Here is a 16,251-nt window from a genome sequence, read left to right on the forward strand (position 1 = left end):
GCCGCGCGCTCAATTCGCTGGCGGGGGTTCGTAGGCCCGGATCGGTGGAAGCGCTTCATCGAAGCGTTCGATCTGCACCGAACACAGCTGTCCCGCACATCCTTGCGCGAGCGAGGAGGTACCGATATCGCGCGTCAGCACATTGGGGTTGCCGTGCGCGCACATCGGCCGTCCCTGGGCGTCGATCACCGGGTCGTACCAGGCCCCGGTGGGCAGCTGCACCACGTCTTCCCGCATGTCGGCACACAGGTTTGCACTGGCCAGGCAGGCGCCCACCTCGTTGAAGAGACGAATGATGTCGCCCTGTCGAATGCCACGCGCGACTGCTGCTGCGGGATGCAGGGTGCACACCTCCCGGCCCTGTCGCTTGCTGGCCTGGCTGTGGGCGCCGAAATCGAGCTGGCTGTGCAGCTTGGTGTGCGGCTGATTGGCCACCAGCCACAAGGGCCAGTCGGCATCGGGCGCATGCTTCGGTGGCAGCCACGCGGGGTGGCCGGGGCAGTCGGCATAACCGAAGCTGGCCACCGTGGGCGAGCTGATCTGGATCTTGCCGCTGGGTGTCGCCAAACGGGCGCCTTCGGGGTCGTTGCGGAAGGCGCGCAGGAGGCCTCCATCATCGTCGCGCTGGGGCAGCAGCAGTTCACCGTGTTCCCAGAAGGTCTCGAAATCCGGTGCGGGCATGCCGAGCGCTTCCAGCCCGGTGCGTGTGCGCTCGTACAGGTGGGCCAGCCACTGGCGTGTGTCGCGGCCTTCGCTGAAGGCCTGCAGCCCTCCCAGCCGCCGGGCCAGGTCGCAGAAGATGTCGTAGTCGTCGCGAGCCAGTCCGTGCGGTTCGGCAATGCGGTGCATGGCCACCATCAGCGGATCGGTGGGGGTTGCGCCGATGTCTTCGCGCTCCAGCGTCATGGTGGTGGGCAGCACGATGTCGGCATGCCGCGCGGTGGCGGTCCAGGCGATCTCGTGCACGACGAAGGTGTCCAGCGTGCGAAAGGCCTCGGCCAGCCGTTTGAGGTCCTGGTGATGGTGGAACGGGTTGCCTCCCGCCCAGTACGCCAGCCGGATGTGCGGATAGACGTGGCGGCGGCCGTTGTAGTCGAATGGTTGGCCGGGGTTGAGCAGCATGTCGCTGATGCGCGCCACCGGAATGAACGCCTTGACGCCGTTGTCGCCCTGCGGCAGGGCCGCAGCGGGCACCGCGTTGTTTCGCTTGCCATAGTGGGCGAGCGTGCCCAGGGCGTAGTTGTAGCCCCCACCGGGCAAGCCGATCTGGCCCAGCGCAGCGGCCAGCACCGCCCCCATCCACACAGGCTGTTCACCGTGTTCGGAACGTTGCAGCGAATGCGCCACCACCACGAGCACCCGCTTGCCAACCAGCGAGCGCGCCAGATCGATCAGTTGCTGTTGCGGCAGGCCACAGATGGGCGCGGCCCAGGCGCAGCTCTTGGGCACACCGTCGCTGTGGCCCATGAGGTATGCCTCGAACGCAGTCCAGCCGTCGCAATACCGGTCGATGAAGGCGCGGTCGTGCGCACCGTCGCTGACCAGCTGGTGCACGAGCGCGAGCATCAGCGCGGTGTCGGTGCCAGGCACCGCAGGCCACCAGTCGAATGCCGCCTCGTCGGGCAGATCGCTCTTCAGAGGGCTGATCGAGACGAACCGGCAGCCCCGTGCCGCCGCATCGCGCATGGATCGGCGCTCGATGTGCTGACTGATGCCACCGGAGGCCACGCGCGAGTTCTTGAGCGCCATGCCACCAAAGGCCAGCACCACGTCGGTGTGCTCGACGATCTGCTCCCAGGTGACATTGCGTCTGGCCACCTCTTCCATGGTGCCCATCACGTGCGGCAGCATGGGTCCGGAGGCCCCGGCGCTGTAGCTGTTCACCGAGCGCACATAGCCACCCAGCGTGGTGTTCAGGAACCGGTGGACCTGGCTTTGCGCGTGATGGAAACGCCCGGCGCTCGACCAGCCGTAGGACCCCCCGAAGATGGCTTCGCAGCCATGCTGCTGCTGCACGCGTTGCAGCTCCTGCGCCAGCCGATCCAGCACCTCCTCCCAGGGCATGGGCACAAAGGCATCGCGCCCGCGCCGCGGGTCGGCACCCGGTCCATCTTCTAGCCACCCCCGCCGCACCATGGGCGTGGTGACACGCGCGGGGTGGCGCAGGGCCGTACCGAAGTTGTCGATGAGCGGGTTCGGGTCAGGATCGCCGGGATGGGGGCGCACAACGAGCTCGTTGCCTCGCCAGCCCGCCGAGAACACCCCCCAATGGGCGCTGTGCGGGCGCATGGTCACATCGGGGCTGGCCTGGGCAGATGATGATGAAGGCAAGGCAGTTCCTGTGGGCGAGGCGTCAGGGATGTCTGGGAAGCGCTGGCCGGAGTCACTCGACCTTGAGGTTGCCGCGCTCCACGCCACGCTTGTAGTTGGCGATGTCTTTCAGCACGAAGTCGCGGAATGCCGCGCCGGTCAGCGACGACTCCTGCGCACCGTCGGCGCGGTACACGCGCAGTACCTCGGGCGACTGCATGGCCTGTTTCACCGACTGCGTGATCTTGTCGATGACGGGCTGCGGCGTGCCCTTCGGCGCGGCCAGGCCGTACCACTGCGTCATCACCACATCGATACCCGACTCCTTGAGCGTGGGGATGTGGGGCATCTCGGGCACACGCTTCTCGCTGCTCACCGCGAGCAGGCGCAGCTTGCCGCCATTGATGGCACCCATGAGCGGCGTGTAGGGTGCGAAAAAGCTGTCGACCAGGCCACTCATCAGGTCGGTCATCACCGGGCCCGAGCCCTTGTAGGGCACATGCAGGATGTCCAGCCCACCCTGCTGCTTGACCATCTCCATCACGATCTGGGCCGCGCCGCCGGTTCCGGTCGAAGCGTAGGTCATCTTGCCGCCCTTGGCCCTGGCCACGTAGTCCTGGATGGTCTTGATCGGGGAATCGCCGCTGACCACCAGGCCATAGGGGGTTTCCACCAGCTGGCTGATGAACACAAAGTCATCGGGCACCTTGTAGGGCAGATTGCTGCGGATCGCTGGCGCGCTGCCCACGTTGCCGCTCATGGCCAGCAGCAGGGTGTAACCGTCCGGTTTGGCCTGTGTCATCAGTTCAGCGGCAATGTTGCCGCCCGCCCCCGGCTTGTTCTCGACCACGATGGGCTTGCCGATGTGCTTGCCCAGTTCGTTGGCGATGGTGCGACCATACAAGTCACCACCCCCACCGGGTGGGAAACCGATGAGCAGTCGGATTGGCTGGTCCGGGTATTGCGCCATGGCCACCGAGGCCAGCCCGGCCAGACAGACGGCCAGCAGAGCGCGGATGCCGCGCCGTTGAGGGAAGTTCTTCTGCATGCATGTCTCCAGTCTGTATTGGCTTTCAGTTCGCTCCGGTGGCGATCGGTGCACCGGGCTGGGCACTCCACTCGCTCCATGAGCCAGGGTAGAGCGCCGCGCCGTGCAGGCCCGCCACTTCCATGGCCAGCAGGTTGTGGCAGGCGGTCACACCGGAGCCGCACTGGTTGATCAACTTCTCCGCAGGCAGGCCACCCGTGATGGCATCGAACTCCTGCCGCAGTTGAGCCGCGCTCTTGAAGCGGCCATCGGCCCTCAGGTTGTCTTTGAACAGCCGATTGCGCGCACCCGGGATGTGCCCACCGATCGGGTCCAGGGTTTCGTTCTCGCCGCGAAACCGGTCAGGTGCCCGCGCGTCGAGCACTTGGCGCTGGCGCAGATCGATGTTGGCCTTGACCTCTTCATACGACACGGTGGAGACCAGCGAAGGCTGCAGGCGGAAGCCGCCCTGCACCGCTGTCGCCGGTGCATCGGTGCTCAAGGCGTGGCCTGCGGCCGTCCAGGCGGCCATGCCACCGTCGAGCACCGCCACGGGGTGGTGCCCCACCCAGCGCAGCATCCACCACAGGCGGGCCGCGTACATGCCATTCGCGTTGTCGTAGGCGACCACCTGGGTGCCTTCGTCCAGCCCCATGGCGGCCATGGCGGCTGCGAAGGCTTCACGGCTGGGCAGTGGGTGGCGGCCGTTGCGGCCTGTCTTTTCCGCCGACAGCGTCCTGTCCAGGTTCACGTAGCGCGCACCGGGAATGTGCCCGGCGTCGTAGACACGTTGCCCGGCACCCGGGTCGGTGAGCTCGAAGCTGCAGTCCAGCACCAGCAGCGGCTGGCCCGCAGCCTGCGCGGCCGCGAGTTCGTCGACAGAGATCAATGCGTTGAAAGTCATGAATGTCCTGTGGGCGTGAGAGGTGCGGCAACCGGTGGTCACCGCGTGGAGATTTCCTTGAGCAACTCGGGTGTGAGCGCGCCCTTGTAGCGTTCGATGTCCTCAAGGATGAACTTGCGGAAAGCGGCGGTGCCCAGGTCGCGTTCCGTTGCGGCATCGCGGCGGATGGCGTCGCGCACTTCCGGTGTGGCGAGCACGCGGCTCAGGTGTTCCGACAGCTTCCTGACGACAGGCTCCGGCGTGCCTGCGGGTGCCACCAGGCCATACCACTGCGTCACAGGCACGTTCACGCCCAGCTCCTTGAAGGTGGGCACGTCGGGAATGGCGGGGTTGCGCTTGTCGCCGGTGATCGCCAGCAGGCGGATCTGTCCTTGACGGACCTGGCTGATCAGCGGCGAGGCGGTGGCAAAGAAGCTGTCGACCTGGCCACCGATCATGTCGGTGATGGCGGGCCCGGAGCCCCGGTACGGCACGTGCAGCATCTGGATGCCCGCCTCCTTCACCACCATCTCCATGCCCATGTGGGCCGCCGCGCCGGCACCCGTGGAAGCAAAGCTCAGTTTCTGCGTCCTGGCCGCGTCGAGCAGTTCACGCGCGGTCTTGAAGCGCGAGGCCTGTGCCACGAACAGGCCGTGAGGCGCTTCGAGGATCATGCCGACGTAGGCGAAATCGTCGGGCACCTTGTACGGGATGCTCTGCGGCCGGGTGGCGGGCGCCACGGCCAGGTTGCCGCTCATCGCCAGCAGCAAGGTGTACCCGTCCGGCCTGGCCTTGGCCACGAGATCGGCGGCGATATTGCCGCCTGCACCGGTGCGGTTGTCGACCACGATCGTCTGCCCCAGGCTCTTGCCCAGCTCATTGGCGATCAGGCGACCATACAGGTCACCCCCACCCCCGGGCGGAAAGCCGATCACCAGCTTGATGGGCTGATCGGGATAGGCGGCGAAGGCCGGGGCTGCGGCACCCATTCCGAGCAGGGCCAGGAAAGCCAGGGCCGCACGGCGGCGCATGGGTTTGAAGTCGGGCTTGTTCATCTGTCTGTCTCCGTGCGTCTCGTTGTGGAAGGAATCTGCTGTTTCGCAGCCTTGGGGGGAATCAGTCCTGCAGCCAGTGCCGCTGTTGGTTGACCACGCGGTCCACCGTGGCGCCACATTGGCCCAGGTACTGCAGCGGGTCGGTGAAGTCGCGGATTTCGTCGTCGGACAACAGGCTCGACAGGCCTTCGTGCTGGCGCATGGCATCGGCGAACCCGAGCCGCGACGTGATACCTCGCATGGAAGCCTCATAGATCCACTCGTGGGCCGTCTGTTTGCCCACGCGTTCGGACAACTCCAGCATCACGCGTTCGGACAGCAGGTAGCCCCGCATCTTGTCGAGATTGGCGGCCATCACGTCCGCGTTGACCTTGAGGCCTGCCAGCAGGTTCCTGGCCTGGAACAGCATGGCGCCAGCGATCAGGCAGCACTCGGGCAGGGCCTTCCATTCCATCTTCCAGGCAATGCCATCGCGCTCGCTTTCGGACACCATGCCCTCGACCATCAGCGCCGCGTTGTAGCGCAGCGGCCGCGCCAGGCCGGCCAGGTTTTCGGCGGACGTGGGGTTGCGCTTGTGCGGCATCGTGGAGGACCCGAGCTTTCCATCGGAGAAGCCTTCTTCCACTTCACCGAACTCATTGCGTTGCATGTTGAAGAGTTCGTTGCCGATCTTCGAGAGCGTGGCGCCCAGCATGGCCAGCAGGTTGGCGTATTCGGTGAACCGGTCGCGCGCCGGTGCCCAGCTGATGGCCGGTGTGCCCAGGCCCAGCTTGCTGAGCATGAGCTGCTCCAGTTCCTGCGCCTTCGCCCCCAGGGACGCCTGGCTTCCCACGGCACCGGCGAGCATGCCGACCAGCACGCGCGGCGCGGCTTGCACCAGGCGTTCATGGTGGCGACCCAGCTCATCCAGCCAGACCGCGCACTTGTGGCCGAAGGTGATGGGCAGCGCCTGCACGCCGTGGGTGCGTCCGGCCATCGGCACGTCCCGGTGGGTCACGGCCAGGCGGGCCAGTTCCTTGCCGACGGCTTTGAGGTCGCGCAGTGCAACTGCATGGAACTCCTTGAGCTGCAGGGCCACGCCGGTGTCGACCACGTCCTGGGTCGTGGCACCGTAGTGCACCCATTCCCCGTTGTCCTTGGAACAGCGGGCCTGCAGCTGCTTGAGCGCCGGCACCAGCGAATGCTTGATGCGCCGGATCTCGGCCGACATGGCAGCGATGTCGATGTTCCCGACCTGCGCCTGTTGTCCGATCTCCTGGGCGGCAGCGGCGGGGATGATGCCGAGTTCCGCCTGGGCCGCTGCCAGTGCGGCCTCGAAATCGAGCCACTTCTGGATGCGGTTCTCCTCTCCAAATATGGCGCGAAGCTCGTCGGTTCCCCAGAGATGCTGGAGAGATTGCATGTCGAACACGGAAACGGGCATGGATGTCCTTTTGGGCTGAAAAGAGAAGGATTCAGGGATTGACCAGATCGCAGGGCAGCACGCGTCCCGGGTTGAAGACGTTGCCGGGATCGATGGCCTTCTTGATGCGCGCCATCAGGTCGATCGCGACCGGCGGCTTGTACTGAAGAAACGCAGCCTGCTTGAGGCGGCCGATGCCGTGTTCAGCGGAGATGGAGCCGTTCATGGCCATGGTGATTTCGTGCACGGTGTTGTGAACCCTGTCCACGTGGCGGAGGAAGTCGCTGTCCGCCATCCCGACCGGCTTGCTCTGGTTGTAGTGCAGGTTGCCGTCCCCCACGTGACCGAAACAGACCACGCGCACGCCAGGAAGCAGGGCCTCCAGCGCCGCACCGGCTTCGGCAATGAACTCGGGGATGCGAGACACGGCGACCGAGATGTCGTGCTTGATGGACGGTCCCTCCAGCCGCTGGGCTTCTGGAATGTGCTCGCGCAAAGCCCACAGGTCACGGCCCTGCTGGACGGAGCGCGCCAGCACGGCGTCCAGCACCAGCCCCTGTTCCATGGCCATACCCAGCACATCCTCGACCGCAGGTGAAGGATCCATGCGCTCGGAGGTCTCGGACACATCGAACAGCACCGCCCAGCCACTCCCGCTGTCCAGCGGATCCCGCATGCCCGGCGTGCCGTGAGCGAGCACCTGGTCGAGTGCCTGGCGTCCGATCAGCTCGAACGCGGTGACGCGCTCACCCACGGCGGTACCGAGCAACGCAAGCAGTTCGACCGCGGCTTGCGGATCGCGCACCGCGACCCAGGCGGTGACCACCTGACGGGGCTGCGCGTACAGCTTGAAGGTGGCCGCCGTCACGATGCCCAGGGTGCCTTCACCGCCGATGAACAACTGCTTGAGGTCGTAGCCTGTGTTGTCCTTGCGCAGGGCACTCAGCGAGTCGAGCACGCGGCCATCGGCCAGCACCACCTCGAGCCCCAGCGTCAGATCGCGGGTGTTGCCGTACCTGAGCACCTGTTCGCCACCCGCGTTGGTCGACACGACACCACCGACCGTCGCACTGCCCTCCGAGGCGAGCGACAGAGGAAACAGTCGGCCGACGGAGACGGCGGCGGCCTGGGCGCTCATCACGGAGCAACCCGCCTCCAGCGTCATCGCGTTGTCCAGCGGATCCACGCGGCGAATGGCCGTCATCCGGTCAAGGCTGAGCACCACTTCACGGCGCGTGGCATCCGGCGTGGAGCCGCCCACCAGACCCGTGTTGCCGCCTTGCGGCACCACTGCCACCCGCCTGGCCGAGCAGGCCGCCACCACGCGGGACACCTCCTGCGTGGTGGCAGGACGCACCACCGCCCGCGCGGCGCCGGGAAAGTTGCGCCGCCAGTCACCCACGTAGCGCGCCGTGTCCATGTCGTCGGTCAGCACATGGCTCGACCCCACGATCGCGATCAGTTCGTCAACGAGAGGGTCTGGAAGGTTCGGCATGAAGGATCTGTGTGTGCCGTGCCGCCGTGCAGCAACGGGTTGTCTCTGGGTGGGTCAGCGGCCTGGGGCATCGACCTCTTCAGGGCCTTGCTGCCTGTCCAGTTGTAATTTCATTGAATGAACTATGATTCAATGAATGAAACTATAAGTCCGGAGGGATGGACTGTCAACAGAGATAATCCGAACGAGCGAACGCCCCATGAAGAAAGCCAAGACCACCACCGCAGCCCCCCCGACCTCGAACGGGCAGGACGACGACACCACGCCCAGGCCGCCTGCGGGCGTGCTGGAACGCGGCATTTCCATCCTGGAATGCTTTCGTGAAGACCGGCTGCGCATGTCCTTGCGCGAACTGGCCGAATGCAGCGGGCTCGACAAGGCCACGCTGCTTCGCCTGCTGGGCGTCCTGCTGCGGGCGCGCATGGTCCACCGTTTCGAAAACGGCAGCTACGCACCCGGCCCGGCGCTGCTCCACATGGGCATGCTGTACCGCAGCACCTTTGACCTGGGCACGCGCCTGCAGCCCGTGCTGCACGCGGTCATGGAACAGACGGGCGAGACCGTGGCGTTCTACATCCGAAGCGGTGACGACCGGGTGTGCCTCTACCGTGAGAACACGCTGAAAGAAGTGCGTCACCACGTCGAGGTTGGCACGCGCATCCCGTTGAAGGCGGGAGGCTCCTCGGCGCACATCCTGCTGTCCTTCACCGGCAGCGCCACGCCGCACCAGGCCGAGATCGATGCCAAGGGCTATGCGATGACGCGCGCCGAACGCGTCGACGAAATGGCGTCCGTCGCGTTGCCGGTGTTTGACGGAGATGGCACGTTCCTCGGAGCCATGGTGGTGATCGGCCTGGCCTCGCGCCACAACGTGGTGGCACAACGCAAAGCAGCGGACATCGTGCGCCGCGAACTCGCGTTGCAAGGTTTCGTCAGCGCGCCGCCCAGCAACTGGCGCCGGCCTGCCGCCTGACGCGGCCTCCGCTCAGGCCGCAAAGAGACCGGCGACGGGCTGGCAGACCTGGCCGTCGTTCGACGCGTCGCCGAACGCAGCACACCATGCGGTGAGGCGATTGGCCTGCGCATCGGTCATCGCGGGCGCGAAGGCCCGCATGCGGGCCTGCAACTGGAGCCAGTCGAACGGGTCCTCCGGATCGCCACGGCGCAATTCGCGCAACGCACTGAAACGGCGGCCGTCCTTCATGGTGACCGTCACGCGTGAAGGGCGCTTCTGCGGAAAAGCCTGCTGGAAGGACTCGTCCGTGGTCACCTGCACGCGCTCGGCCAGGGCCAGAAGCGCCGACGATTGCAGATCGGGGCTTTCCATGTCGTCGATCCCCAGCCGGCCCTTGAGCAACAACGTGGCCACCACGTAGCGCAGGCAGAACGGGGCTTCCGCCGCCTTGGTGGGCCAATGGACACCGGCGATCTTGAGGGCATGGGGAAAGATGACCACGTGCACCGACTCGATGTCCGGCACGACGGGCGCAGCCGTGTCCATGATTTCACGTGTCGCATCCAGCGGTGTGAACAGCTGCGCGCAGCAGGGCCAGGCCTTGATGGTGGCGGTATTCAGGCGCTCGGGGCCATCCAGCTCGCTGTCGAGCGCAGCCAACGGGCCGTCGCCACCCAGCAAGGCATAGAGGCCACGGCGCCCGGTCACGAACGAGCGCGCACCCGGGAAGCCCGCCTGCGCGGCCCATGCGGCCATCATGCCGTTGCGAACCGCAAAGGCGGGGTGCAGCGACTTGGATTCGTGCGCGTCGTCGTCCACCAGCTGCCACAGACCGGCCGACTGCGTGGCCGCGATGCCCATGGCGTGATGCAGCTGGGCCGAGGAGAGCCCGAGTGCGACCGCACTGGCCGCCGCTGCACCCACAGCCCCCGCCGTGGCGGTGGCATGAAAACCAGCGGCGTGCCGGGTACCCAGGGCTTCACCCACCCGCAGCGCCACCTCGTATCCCGCGACGATGGCATCGGTCACGCGGCGCAGGGACAGCGGCTGCATGGCGGCCAGCGCCAGCGCGGGCGAGATGGCCACCACCCCCGGATGCAGCATGGCAGCGCGATGGGCATCGTCAATCTCACGCAGGTGCGCAATGCCGGCATTGGCAAAACCCGCAGCCAGCGGCGACAACAGGCCACCGCCGAACACCGGGGAAGCGCCCGATCCAGCCAGGCTGATGCTGGCGAGACCGCGCAGCGCCTTCGCTCCCGGCATCTCGGTGCCAGCCCAGCCGGCCGTGAACCAGTCCAGCAGGGCCTGGGCAAGGCGGTCCCGCGTGGGCTGGACGAGCGGCCTCTGTTGCAGTGCGATCAGATGGTTGACCAGGTTGGACTCGGGGACGGTTTCCATGATTGGTTTATTAAATGAAATGTGTTTCATTATATGAACCAATCCATGACCTGCCCAACATTGGGCGCGTCATCTTTAGGAAGCTCCTGAGAAGTGGGGTTCCGGACTTCGTTATATAAACTTTGAAACAACGATATGTCAGTGACATCCCCGTAAATACCAACACCACAAAAGCGACATCGGTCAGTTCGTTATATAAACTTGAATATCTTGATATCCTCCCACCCTTCCACACCACAAGAGACGCCCGTGAAAACCCGCCTTCTCCGTACCCTGACGCTTGCTCTGGCCACCGGCCTGTCCTTCGCTTCTCACGCGGCGGACCTCACGGTCTCCGCCGCGGCCAGCCTGACCAACGCCTTCAAGGACATCGCCCCGCTGTTCGAGGCGGCCCACCCGGGCACCAAGGTGCAGCTCAATTTCGCGGCGTCGGGCGTGCTGCTGCAGCAGATTGCCAAGGGCGCACCGGCCGATGTGTTTGCCAGCGCCGACCAGGAAACCATGGACCAGGCCCAGGCACAGAACCTCGTGAAGCCCGCGCAACGCCGCGACTTCGTGTCCAACAGCCTGGTCGTGATCGTGCCCACCTCCGCCACCAACACGCCAAAGGCCGTGGGCGACCTCGCGCAGCCCACCTACGCCCGCATCGCCATCGGCCTGCCGGCCAGTGTGCCGGTGGGCCGCTACACCAAGAGCGTGCTGGAAGGCGCCAACCTGTGGAGCGCCATCGAACCCAAGATGATCGGCGCCACCAACGTGCGCCAGGCGCTCGACTATGTGCAGCGGGCCGAGGTCGACGCCGGTTTCGTCTATGCGACCGACGCAGCCATCATGGCCGACAAGGTGAAGGTGGCCCTCACGGTGCCGACGCCCAAGCCCATCCTGTATCCCGTTGCACCGCTGCCGGCCGGCCCGAATGCTGCCATGGGCGAGAAATTCGTCGACTTCCTGTTCACACCTCCGGCCCAGGCCGTGCTGTCCAGGTACGGTTTCGGCAAGCCCTGACCGCAGGCGCCAGGCCCGTTCATGGCAGAAGCATGGGTTCCGCTCGCCCTCACGCTCAAGGTAGCGGGCTGGGCCACCGCGATCAACCTCCTCCTGGGCACCGCCATCGGCTATGCCCTGGCGAGGTGGCGTTTCCCCGGACGCGACCTGCTGGACGCCGCCCTCACCCTGCCGATGGTGATGCCGCCCACGGTGCTGGGCTACTACCTGCTGGTGGTCATTGGCAGCCAGGGGGTGATCGGCGCCTGGCTCCTGCAGAGCTTCGGCATCCGGCTGATCTTCAGTGTGGAAGCCGCGATCATCGCAGCCACCATCGTCTCCTTCCCGCTGGTGTTCAAGGCCGCCAGGGCGGCCTTCGAAACGGTGGACCCTCAGCTGGAAGACGCGGCCCGCACGCTCGGCGTGAACGAATGGGCGATCTTCTTCCGCGTGTCTCTGCCGCTGGCCTGGCGCGGTGTGCTGGCAGGCCTGCTGCTCTCTTTCGCTCGTGCGATGGGCGAGTTCGGCGCCACGCTGATGGTCGCCGGCAGCATCGTCGGCAAGACGCAGACGCTGTCGATCGCCGTGTACGAAGCGGTGCAGGCCGGACAGGACAGCACCGCCAACTTTCTCGTGGTGGTCACATCGATCACCTGCATCGCGGTGCTGCTGAGCGCGGGGCGTCTCGTCCCCGGCCGCGTGGCTGTGCGTGGTTGAGGCGTCGATGGTGTACCGTCCGGGCGACATGTCGACAGCCCCCCTGCCCCCTGCCCACCCGGTGTGGGACGTGTCCCTGCGCAAGACCCTGCGGCAGGGTCAGAGCAGCTTCCTGGTGGATGTGGCCTTTCGCTCGCAGGCCCGGCGCGTGGTGCTGTTCGGACCGTCGGGCGCCGGCAAGACGCAGACGCTGCGGATGATCGCAGGCATCGCGGCGCCCGATCAGGCCCGCATCGCTGTCGCCGGCCGGGTGCTGTGCGACACCGGCAACGGCAACGGCATTCGCATCAAGCCGCAGGAGCGGCATCTGGCCTACATGTTTCAGGACTACGCCCTCTTCCCCCACCTCACCGTGCGGCAGAACGTGGCCTTCGCCCTGCGCAGGGGGTTGCTCAATCCCGGCAAGGACGTGGCGAGCGACACCGTGGACCGCTGGATTTCGACCTTCGGGCTGCATGCAATTGCCCAGCACTACCCGCACCAGATCTCGGGCGGCCAGCGGCAGCGCACGGCGCTGGCCCGGGCGCTGGTCTCGGAGCCTGCAGCCCTTCTGCTGGACGAACCTTTCGCTGCGTTGGACAAGGGCCTGCGCCAGCGCTTGCGCGACGAGCTCAAGGCGCTGCAGACCGAACTGCGCCTGCCGATGCTGGTGATCACCCACGACGACGACGACGTTGGCAGCCTGGCCGAAGAAGTGATCTGCCTGGAAGCCGGACGGGTGGTTCGGCACCACCATGACCCCCTGGATTTTCTGGACACCCAATCGCAAGGTCGTTTGCCACACGTCGCCGGCCGGGCCGGATCGGCCTGAGCATCGTGCAGCTGGTCCGCATCGGGTGGATCGCCCACCGGCTGCAGCACCTCGAAGCGGCGTGCGCCGATCAGCGCATGACCTCCAGGGACGGCCGGCCGGCTTCCTGAGACGCCACTCCACGGGCCGGCTGATATCCTCGGCCGCTGGCCGTGCCACCCCGGCACGCCGAATCTGGCGGAAGCAGGGAGCCGCGATGGCGACGAAGAAACGCAAGGGCAATGAACAACTGCAGGTGCGGGGCTCCCTCTGGCTGTCCGTGGGCGGCGAGAGCGTCGCGGGCCATGGGCGCATCGAACTGCTCCGTGCCGTGAACGAGCACCGGTCCATCACCCAGGCGGCCAAGGCGTTCGGCATGAGCTACAAGGCCGCCTGGGATGCCATCAACACGATGAACGAACGCTCCACCTCACCCGTGGTCGAACGCGTGACGGGTGGCAAAGGGGGCGGTCACACGCAGGTCACGGCATTCGGTCTGCGGCTGATCGAGCGCTACGAGCAGGTGCACGAGGTGCACCGGCGATTTCTTCACCTGATCGAGCAGGAAGCGATGAACCTGGATGAGGAGTTCTCGCTGCTGAAGGTATTGAACATGAAGACCAGTGCACGCAACCAATGGGTGGGCAAGGTGACCGCAGTCCGGTCGGGCGCGGTCAACGACGAGGTCGAGGTGAGCCTGCCCGGTGGCCTGCGGCTGTCGGCCATCGTCACGCGCGAAAGCACCGAATCGCTGGGGTTGCGCACGCAGATGACGGTGATCGCCCTCGTCAAATCATCGGCGGTTCTGCTGGCGGTAGGCCTGGATGACGCTCGCGTATCGGCACGCAACCGCATCGAGGCACGGGTGCAGAAGGTCACGCCGGGCGCCGTGAACGCCGAGGTGGTGCTGCAGGCCGAAGGGGGTGTCGATGTCGTGGCGATCGTGCCGCAGCCCGCAGTGCATGAGCTCGGCCTTCAGCAAGGCGCGGCCGTGACAGCACTGGTCAAGGCCTCCGACATCGTGCTGGCGGTGGCGAACTGACGCGGCTGCGGCACAGGCCGCGCTCAGGCCTGTAGTTGGGCGCCGGGCAGCTCGAAGCTGAAGACACTGCCCTTGCCCGGCCCGGCACTCGCCGCCGAAATGATGCCTCCATGCATCTCGACGATGGATCGCGCCAGTGCCAACCCGATGCCCAGGCCTGGCTGGTGTGTTTCTCTCACACCTTCACCCTGCGAGAAAAGTTGGAAGACGTCGTCCAGGGTCTGGGCAGACATGCCCACGCCGTTGTCGGCGACCTCCACACGAAGGTGCTCTTGTTCGACCGACACGCGCACCTCGACACGCCCGCCCTCCGGGGTGAACTTCGTGGCGTTGGACAGCAGGTTCTGCAACACCTGGATGAGCCGGACCTCGTCGGCATTCACCCAGATGTTGCCCTGAGGAAGCTTCAGCTCGATCTCAAGGGCCCGCGCGTTCATCGCCGGCCACACCGACTCCACGGCCTGGGTGAGCGCGCTGCGGAAATCGGTGCGCTGCGGTTTGATGTGCAGCTTTCCACTGGTGAGCCGACCAGCGTCCAGCAGGTCGTCCAGCAGCCGGGTGAGGTGGGTGAGTTGCCGGTCGATGATGTCGCGCGAGATGCGCTGGGCGGTGTTCAACGCGTCTTCACGCTGCATCAGCGTGACGGCATTGCGCATCGGTGCCAGCGGGTTTCGCAGCTCGTGGCCGAGCATGGCGAGGAATTCGTTCATTCGCTGCAGCGAATGCTCCAGCTCGTGCAGCCGCCGTTGCTCGCTCATGTCGCGGGTCACCTTGGCGTAACCCAGCAGCGTATTCCCGGGGCCGACGATGGGACTGACCACGATGCTGGCCCAGAAGGCCGAACCGTCCTTGCGCAGGCGCCAGCCCTCCTCTTCCGTCTTGCCATGCAACTGCGCACGTTGCAGTTGCCAGGCGGGCAGGCCTTCCACCTTGTCCTCACGGCGAAAGAACATGCTGTAGTGTTTGCCGATCACCTCATCCGCGGTGTAACCCTTGAGAGCTCCGCCCCCTTGTTCCAGCTCTGGATGCGGCCTTCCGGGTCCAGCATGTAGATGGCGTATTCGCGCACGCCATCGATCAGGAGACGGAACCGCTCCTCGCTCTGCAGCAAGGCCTCTTCGTGTGCCCGACGCTCGGTCAGGTCGCGTGTCACCTTGCCAAAGCCGGTATGTGCACCGCTGTCGTCGAACAGGGGGGTGATCACCACGCTCGCCCAGAAGCGCGAGCCGTTCTTGCGGATGCGCCAGCCTTCTTCCTCATAGCGGCCCTGCGCCAGGGCCAGCTTGAGCTCCTGGTCCGGCCAGCGCGTCGCCCGCGCCGCATCCGGGTAGAAGAGGGAGAAGTGCTGGCCAATGATCTCGTCCGCGCGGTATCCCTTGATCCGCTCGGCACCCGCGTTCCAGGACACCACATGACCGGAAGGATCCAGCATGAAGATGCCGTAATCCTGCACGGCCTCCACCAGCAGGCGGAAGCGTTCGGCAGTCGCGGGATCCGGAGCCTCAACACGGTTCATGGCATGGTCTCGGGTGGTGGGTGATCAGAGCGGCAAGGGACTTTAGCGCAAAGCCCCACCGCTGCCGAGCCACCCTGGGCAGACGCGCGAACCGCACCGACCCAGCAAGAAAAAACGGCGACAGACCCGAAGGCCTGCCGCCGTTGAAAGGTGAACCCTTGGAGGAGTTCTGGTAATCAGAGCTGGCCGACGGTGGTGGAGTTCCCGATCGCGCGCAGACCGGCCTGGCGCACTTGTTCGGCTTGCTGCTGGGTGGCGATCACCGGGTATTCGCTGTCGCTCACGTTCACGAGGCCCAGTCGCTGCGCTTCGTTCAGTTCGGCCAACACCTGGGTACGGGTCTTTTCGAAGCCGGCAGGCACCTTGAAGGTCACGATGTCGGTGTCGGGCAGTTGGCCAGCGTCACGGGCGGCGATGGCCTGGGCACGGACTTCGGCGCGGGTCAGCGTCGAGCCGGTCGGCACGTTGAACGTCACGATGTCGGTGTCGGGCAACTGGCCAGCATCGCGGGCGGCGATGGCCTGGGCCTGGACTTCGGCACGGGTCAGGGGAGCGTTCTGGGCCATGGCGGCACCAGCAACAGCGGTGAGGACGAGGGGCAGCACGATGCGGGCGGAGAGTTTCATGATGGTTTCCTTGAGCGGTTGATTTGTGAAGCTGTTTGCGCCGCTTTC

14 protein-coding genes and 1 pseudogene are annotated in these 16,251 nt (G+C 66.0%); 5 read left to right on the forward strand and 10 right to left on the reverse strand.

Annotated elements, in window-relative coordinates; all coding sequences use genetic code 11:
* Positions 1-9 precede the first annotated feature (9 nt).
* The 6 genes from J2X09_RS13105 to J2X09_RS13130 all read right to left on the reverse strand — a co-directional run bounded on the left by J2X09_RS13105 (position 10) and on the right by J2X09_RS13130 (position 8,172).
* On the reverse strand, positions 10-2,289 hold the full coding sequence (locus J2X09_RS13105) for a molybdopterin guanine dinucleotide-containing S/N-oxide reductase (protein ID WP_204733906.1): 2,280 nt from the start codon (positions 2,287-2,289) through the stop codon (positions 10-12).
* Positions 2,290-2,383: 94 nt separating this feature from the next.
* Entirely contained in the window at positions 2,384-3,358 is a 975-nt protein-coding gene (locus J2X09_RS13110) for a Bug family tripartite tricarboxylate transporter substrate binding protein (protein WP_204733665.1), read from the reverse strand.
* A gap of 25 nt (positions 3,359-3,383) precedes the next feature.
* Complete coding sequence (locus J2X09_RS13115; protein WP_204733664.1) at positions 3,384-4,241, reverse strand: sulfurtransferase; 858 nt, start codon at positions 4,239-4,241, stop codon at positions 3,384-3,386.
* Between the two features lie 38 nt (positions 4,242-4,279).
* On the reverse strand, positions 4,280-5,275 hold the full coding sequence (locus J2X09_RS13120; protein WP_204733662.1) for a tripartite tricarboxylate transporter substrate binding protein: 996 nt from the start codon (positions 5,273-5,275) through the stop codon (positions 4,280-4,282).
* Between the two features lie 61 nt (positions 5,276-5,336).
* Positions 5,337-6,698, reverse strand: coding sequence for an adenylosuccinate lyase (gene purB, locus J2X09_RS13125; protein ID WP_204733661.1), 1,362 nt, complete (start codon positions 6,696-6,698; stop codon positions 5,337-5,339).
* Between the two features lie 31 nt (positions 6,699-6,729).
* Positions 6,730-8,172 (reverse strand): FAD-binding oxidoreductase, encoded by a 1,443-nt coding sequence (locus tag J2X09_RS13130; protein ID WP_204733660.1) that lies wholly within the window; start codon positions 8,170-8,172, stop codon positions 6,730-6,732.
* Positions 8,173-8,371: 199 nt separating this feature from the next.
* On the opposite strand from J2X09_RS13130, the gene J2X09_RS13135 reads away from it, so the two are divergent.
* Entirely contained in the window at positions 8,372-9,145 is a 774-nt protein-coding gene (locus J2X09_RS13135; protein ID WP_310308468.1) for an IclR family transcriptional regulator, read from the forward strand.
* Between the two features lie 12 nt (positions 9,146-9,157).
* On the opposite strand, the gene J2X09_RS13140 is transcribed toward J2X09_RS13135, so the two are convergent.
* Complete coding sequence (locus J2X09_RS13140; protein ID WP_204733658.1) at positions 9,158-10,528, reverse strand: MmgE/PrpD family protein; 1,371 nt, start codon at positions 10,526-10,528, stop codon at positions 9,158-9,160.
* Positions 10,529-10,777: 249 nt separating this feature from the next.
* Here J2X09_RS13140 and modA point away from each other — a divergent pair, with 249 nt between their 5' ends.
* From modA to J2X09_RS13160, 4 genes are all read left to right on the forward strand, one after another.
* Positions 10,778-11,533 carry a molybdate ABC transporter substrate-binding protein gene (modA, locus tag J2X09_RS13145; protein ID WP_204733656.1) on the forward strand — a complete coding sequence of 252 codons (756 nt, stop codon included), beginning with the start codon at positions 10,778-10,780 and terminating at the stop codon, positions 11,531-11,533.
* A gap of 21 nt (positions 11,534-11,554) precedes the next feature.
* Entirely contained in the window at positions 11,555-12,229 is a 675-nt protein-coding gene (gene modB, locus J2X09_RS13150; protein ID WP_204733655.1) for a molybdate ABC transporter permease subunit, read from the forward strand.
* Between the two features lie 28 nt (positions 12,230-12,257).
* Entirely contained in the window at positions 12,258-13,040 is a 783-nt protein-coding gene (locus J2X09_RS13155; RefSeq protein ID WP_204733653.1) for an ABC transporter ATP-binding protein, read from the forward strand.
* 196 nt (positions 13,041-13,236) lie between these two features.
* Positions 13,237-14,061, forward strand: a complete 825-nt coding sequence (locus tag J2X09_RS13160; protein ID WP_204733651.1) for a TOBE domain-containing protein — start codon at positions 13,237-13,239, stop codon at positions 14,059-14,061.
* A 23-nt stretch (positions 14,062-14,084) separates the two neighbouring features.
* Here the strand turns inward: J2X09_RS13160 and J2X09_RS27165 are convergent, their stop codons facing one another.
* The 3 genes and pseudogenes from J2X09_RS27165 to J2X09_RS13175 form a co-directional block, all read right to left on the reverse strand.
* The gene (locus tag J2X09_RS27165) at positions 14,085-14,498 is read right to left on the reverse strand and encodes a sensor histidine kinase (protein ID WP_204733904.1); all 414 of its coding nucleotides are present in this window, start codon (positions 14,496-14,498) and stop codon (positions 14,085-14,087) included.
* 102 nt (positions 14,499-14,600) lie between these two features.
* A pseudogene (locus J2X09_RS27170) lies at positions 14,601-15,582 on the reverse strand (PAS domain S-box protein); the annotation flags it as partial.
* 171 nt (positions 15,583-15,753) lie between these two features.
* A complete protein-coding gene (locus J2X09_RS13175) occupies positions 15,754-16,203 on the reverse strand; it encodes a DUF4148 domain-containing protein (protein ID WP_204733649.1) in 450 nt (149 codons plus the stop codon).
* Between the last annotated feature and the right edge of the window lie 48 nt (positions 16,204-16,251).

This window comes from Hydrogenophaga laconesensis (assembly GCF_031457235.1).
Classification (GTDB): domain Bacteria; phylum Pseudomonadota; class Gammaproteobacteria; order Burkholderiales; family Burkholderiaceae_C; genus Hydrogenophaga; species Hydrogenophaga laconesensis.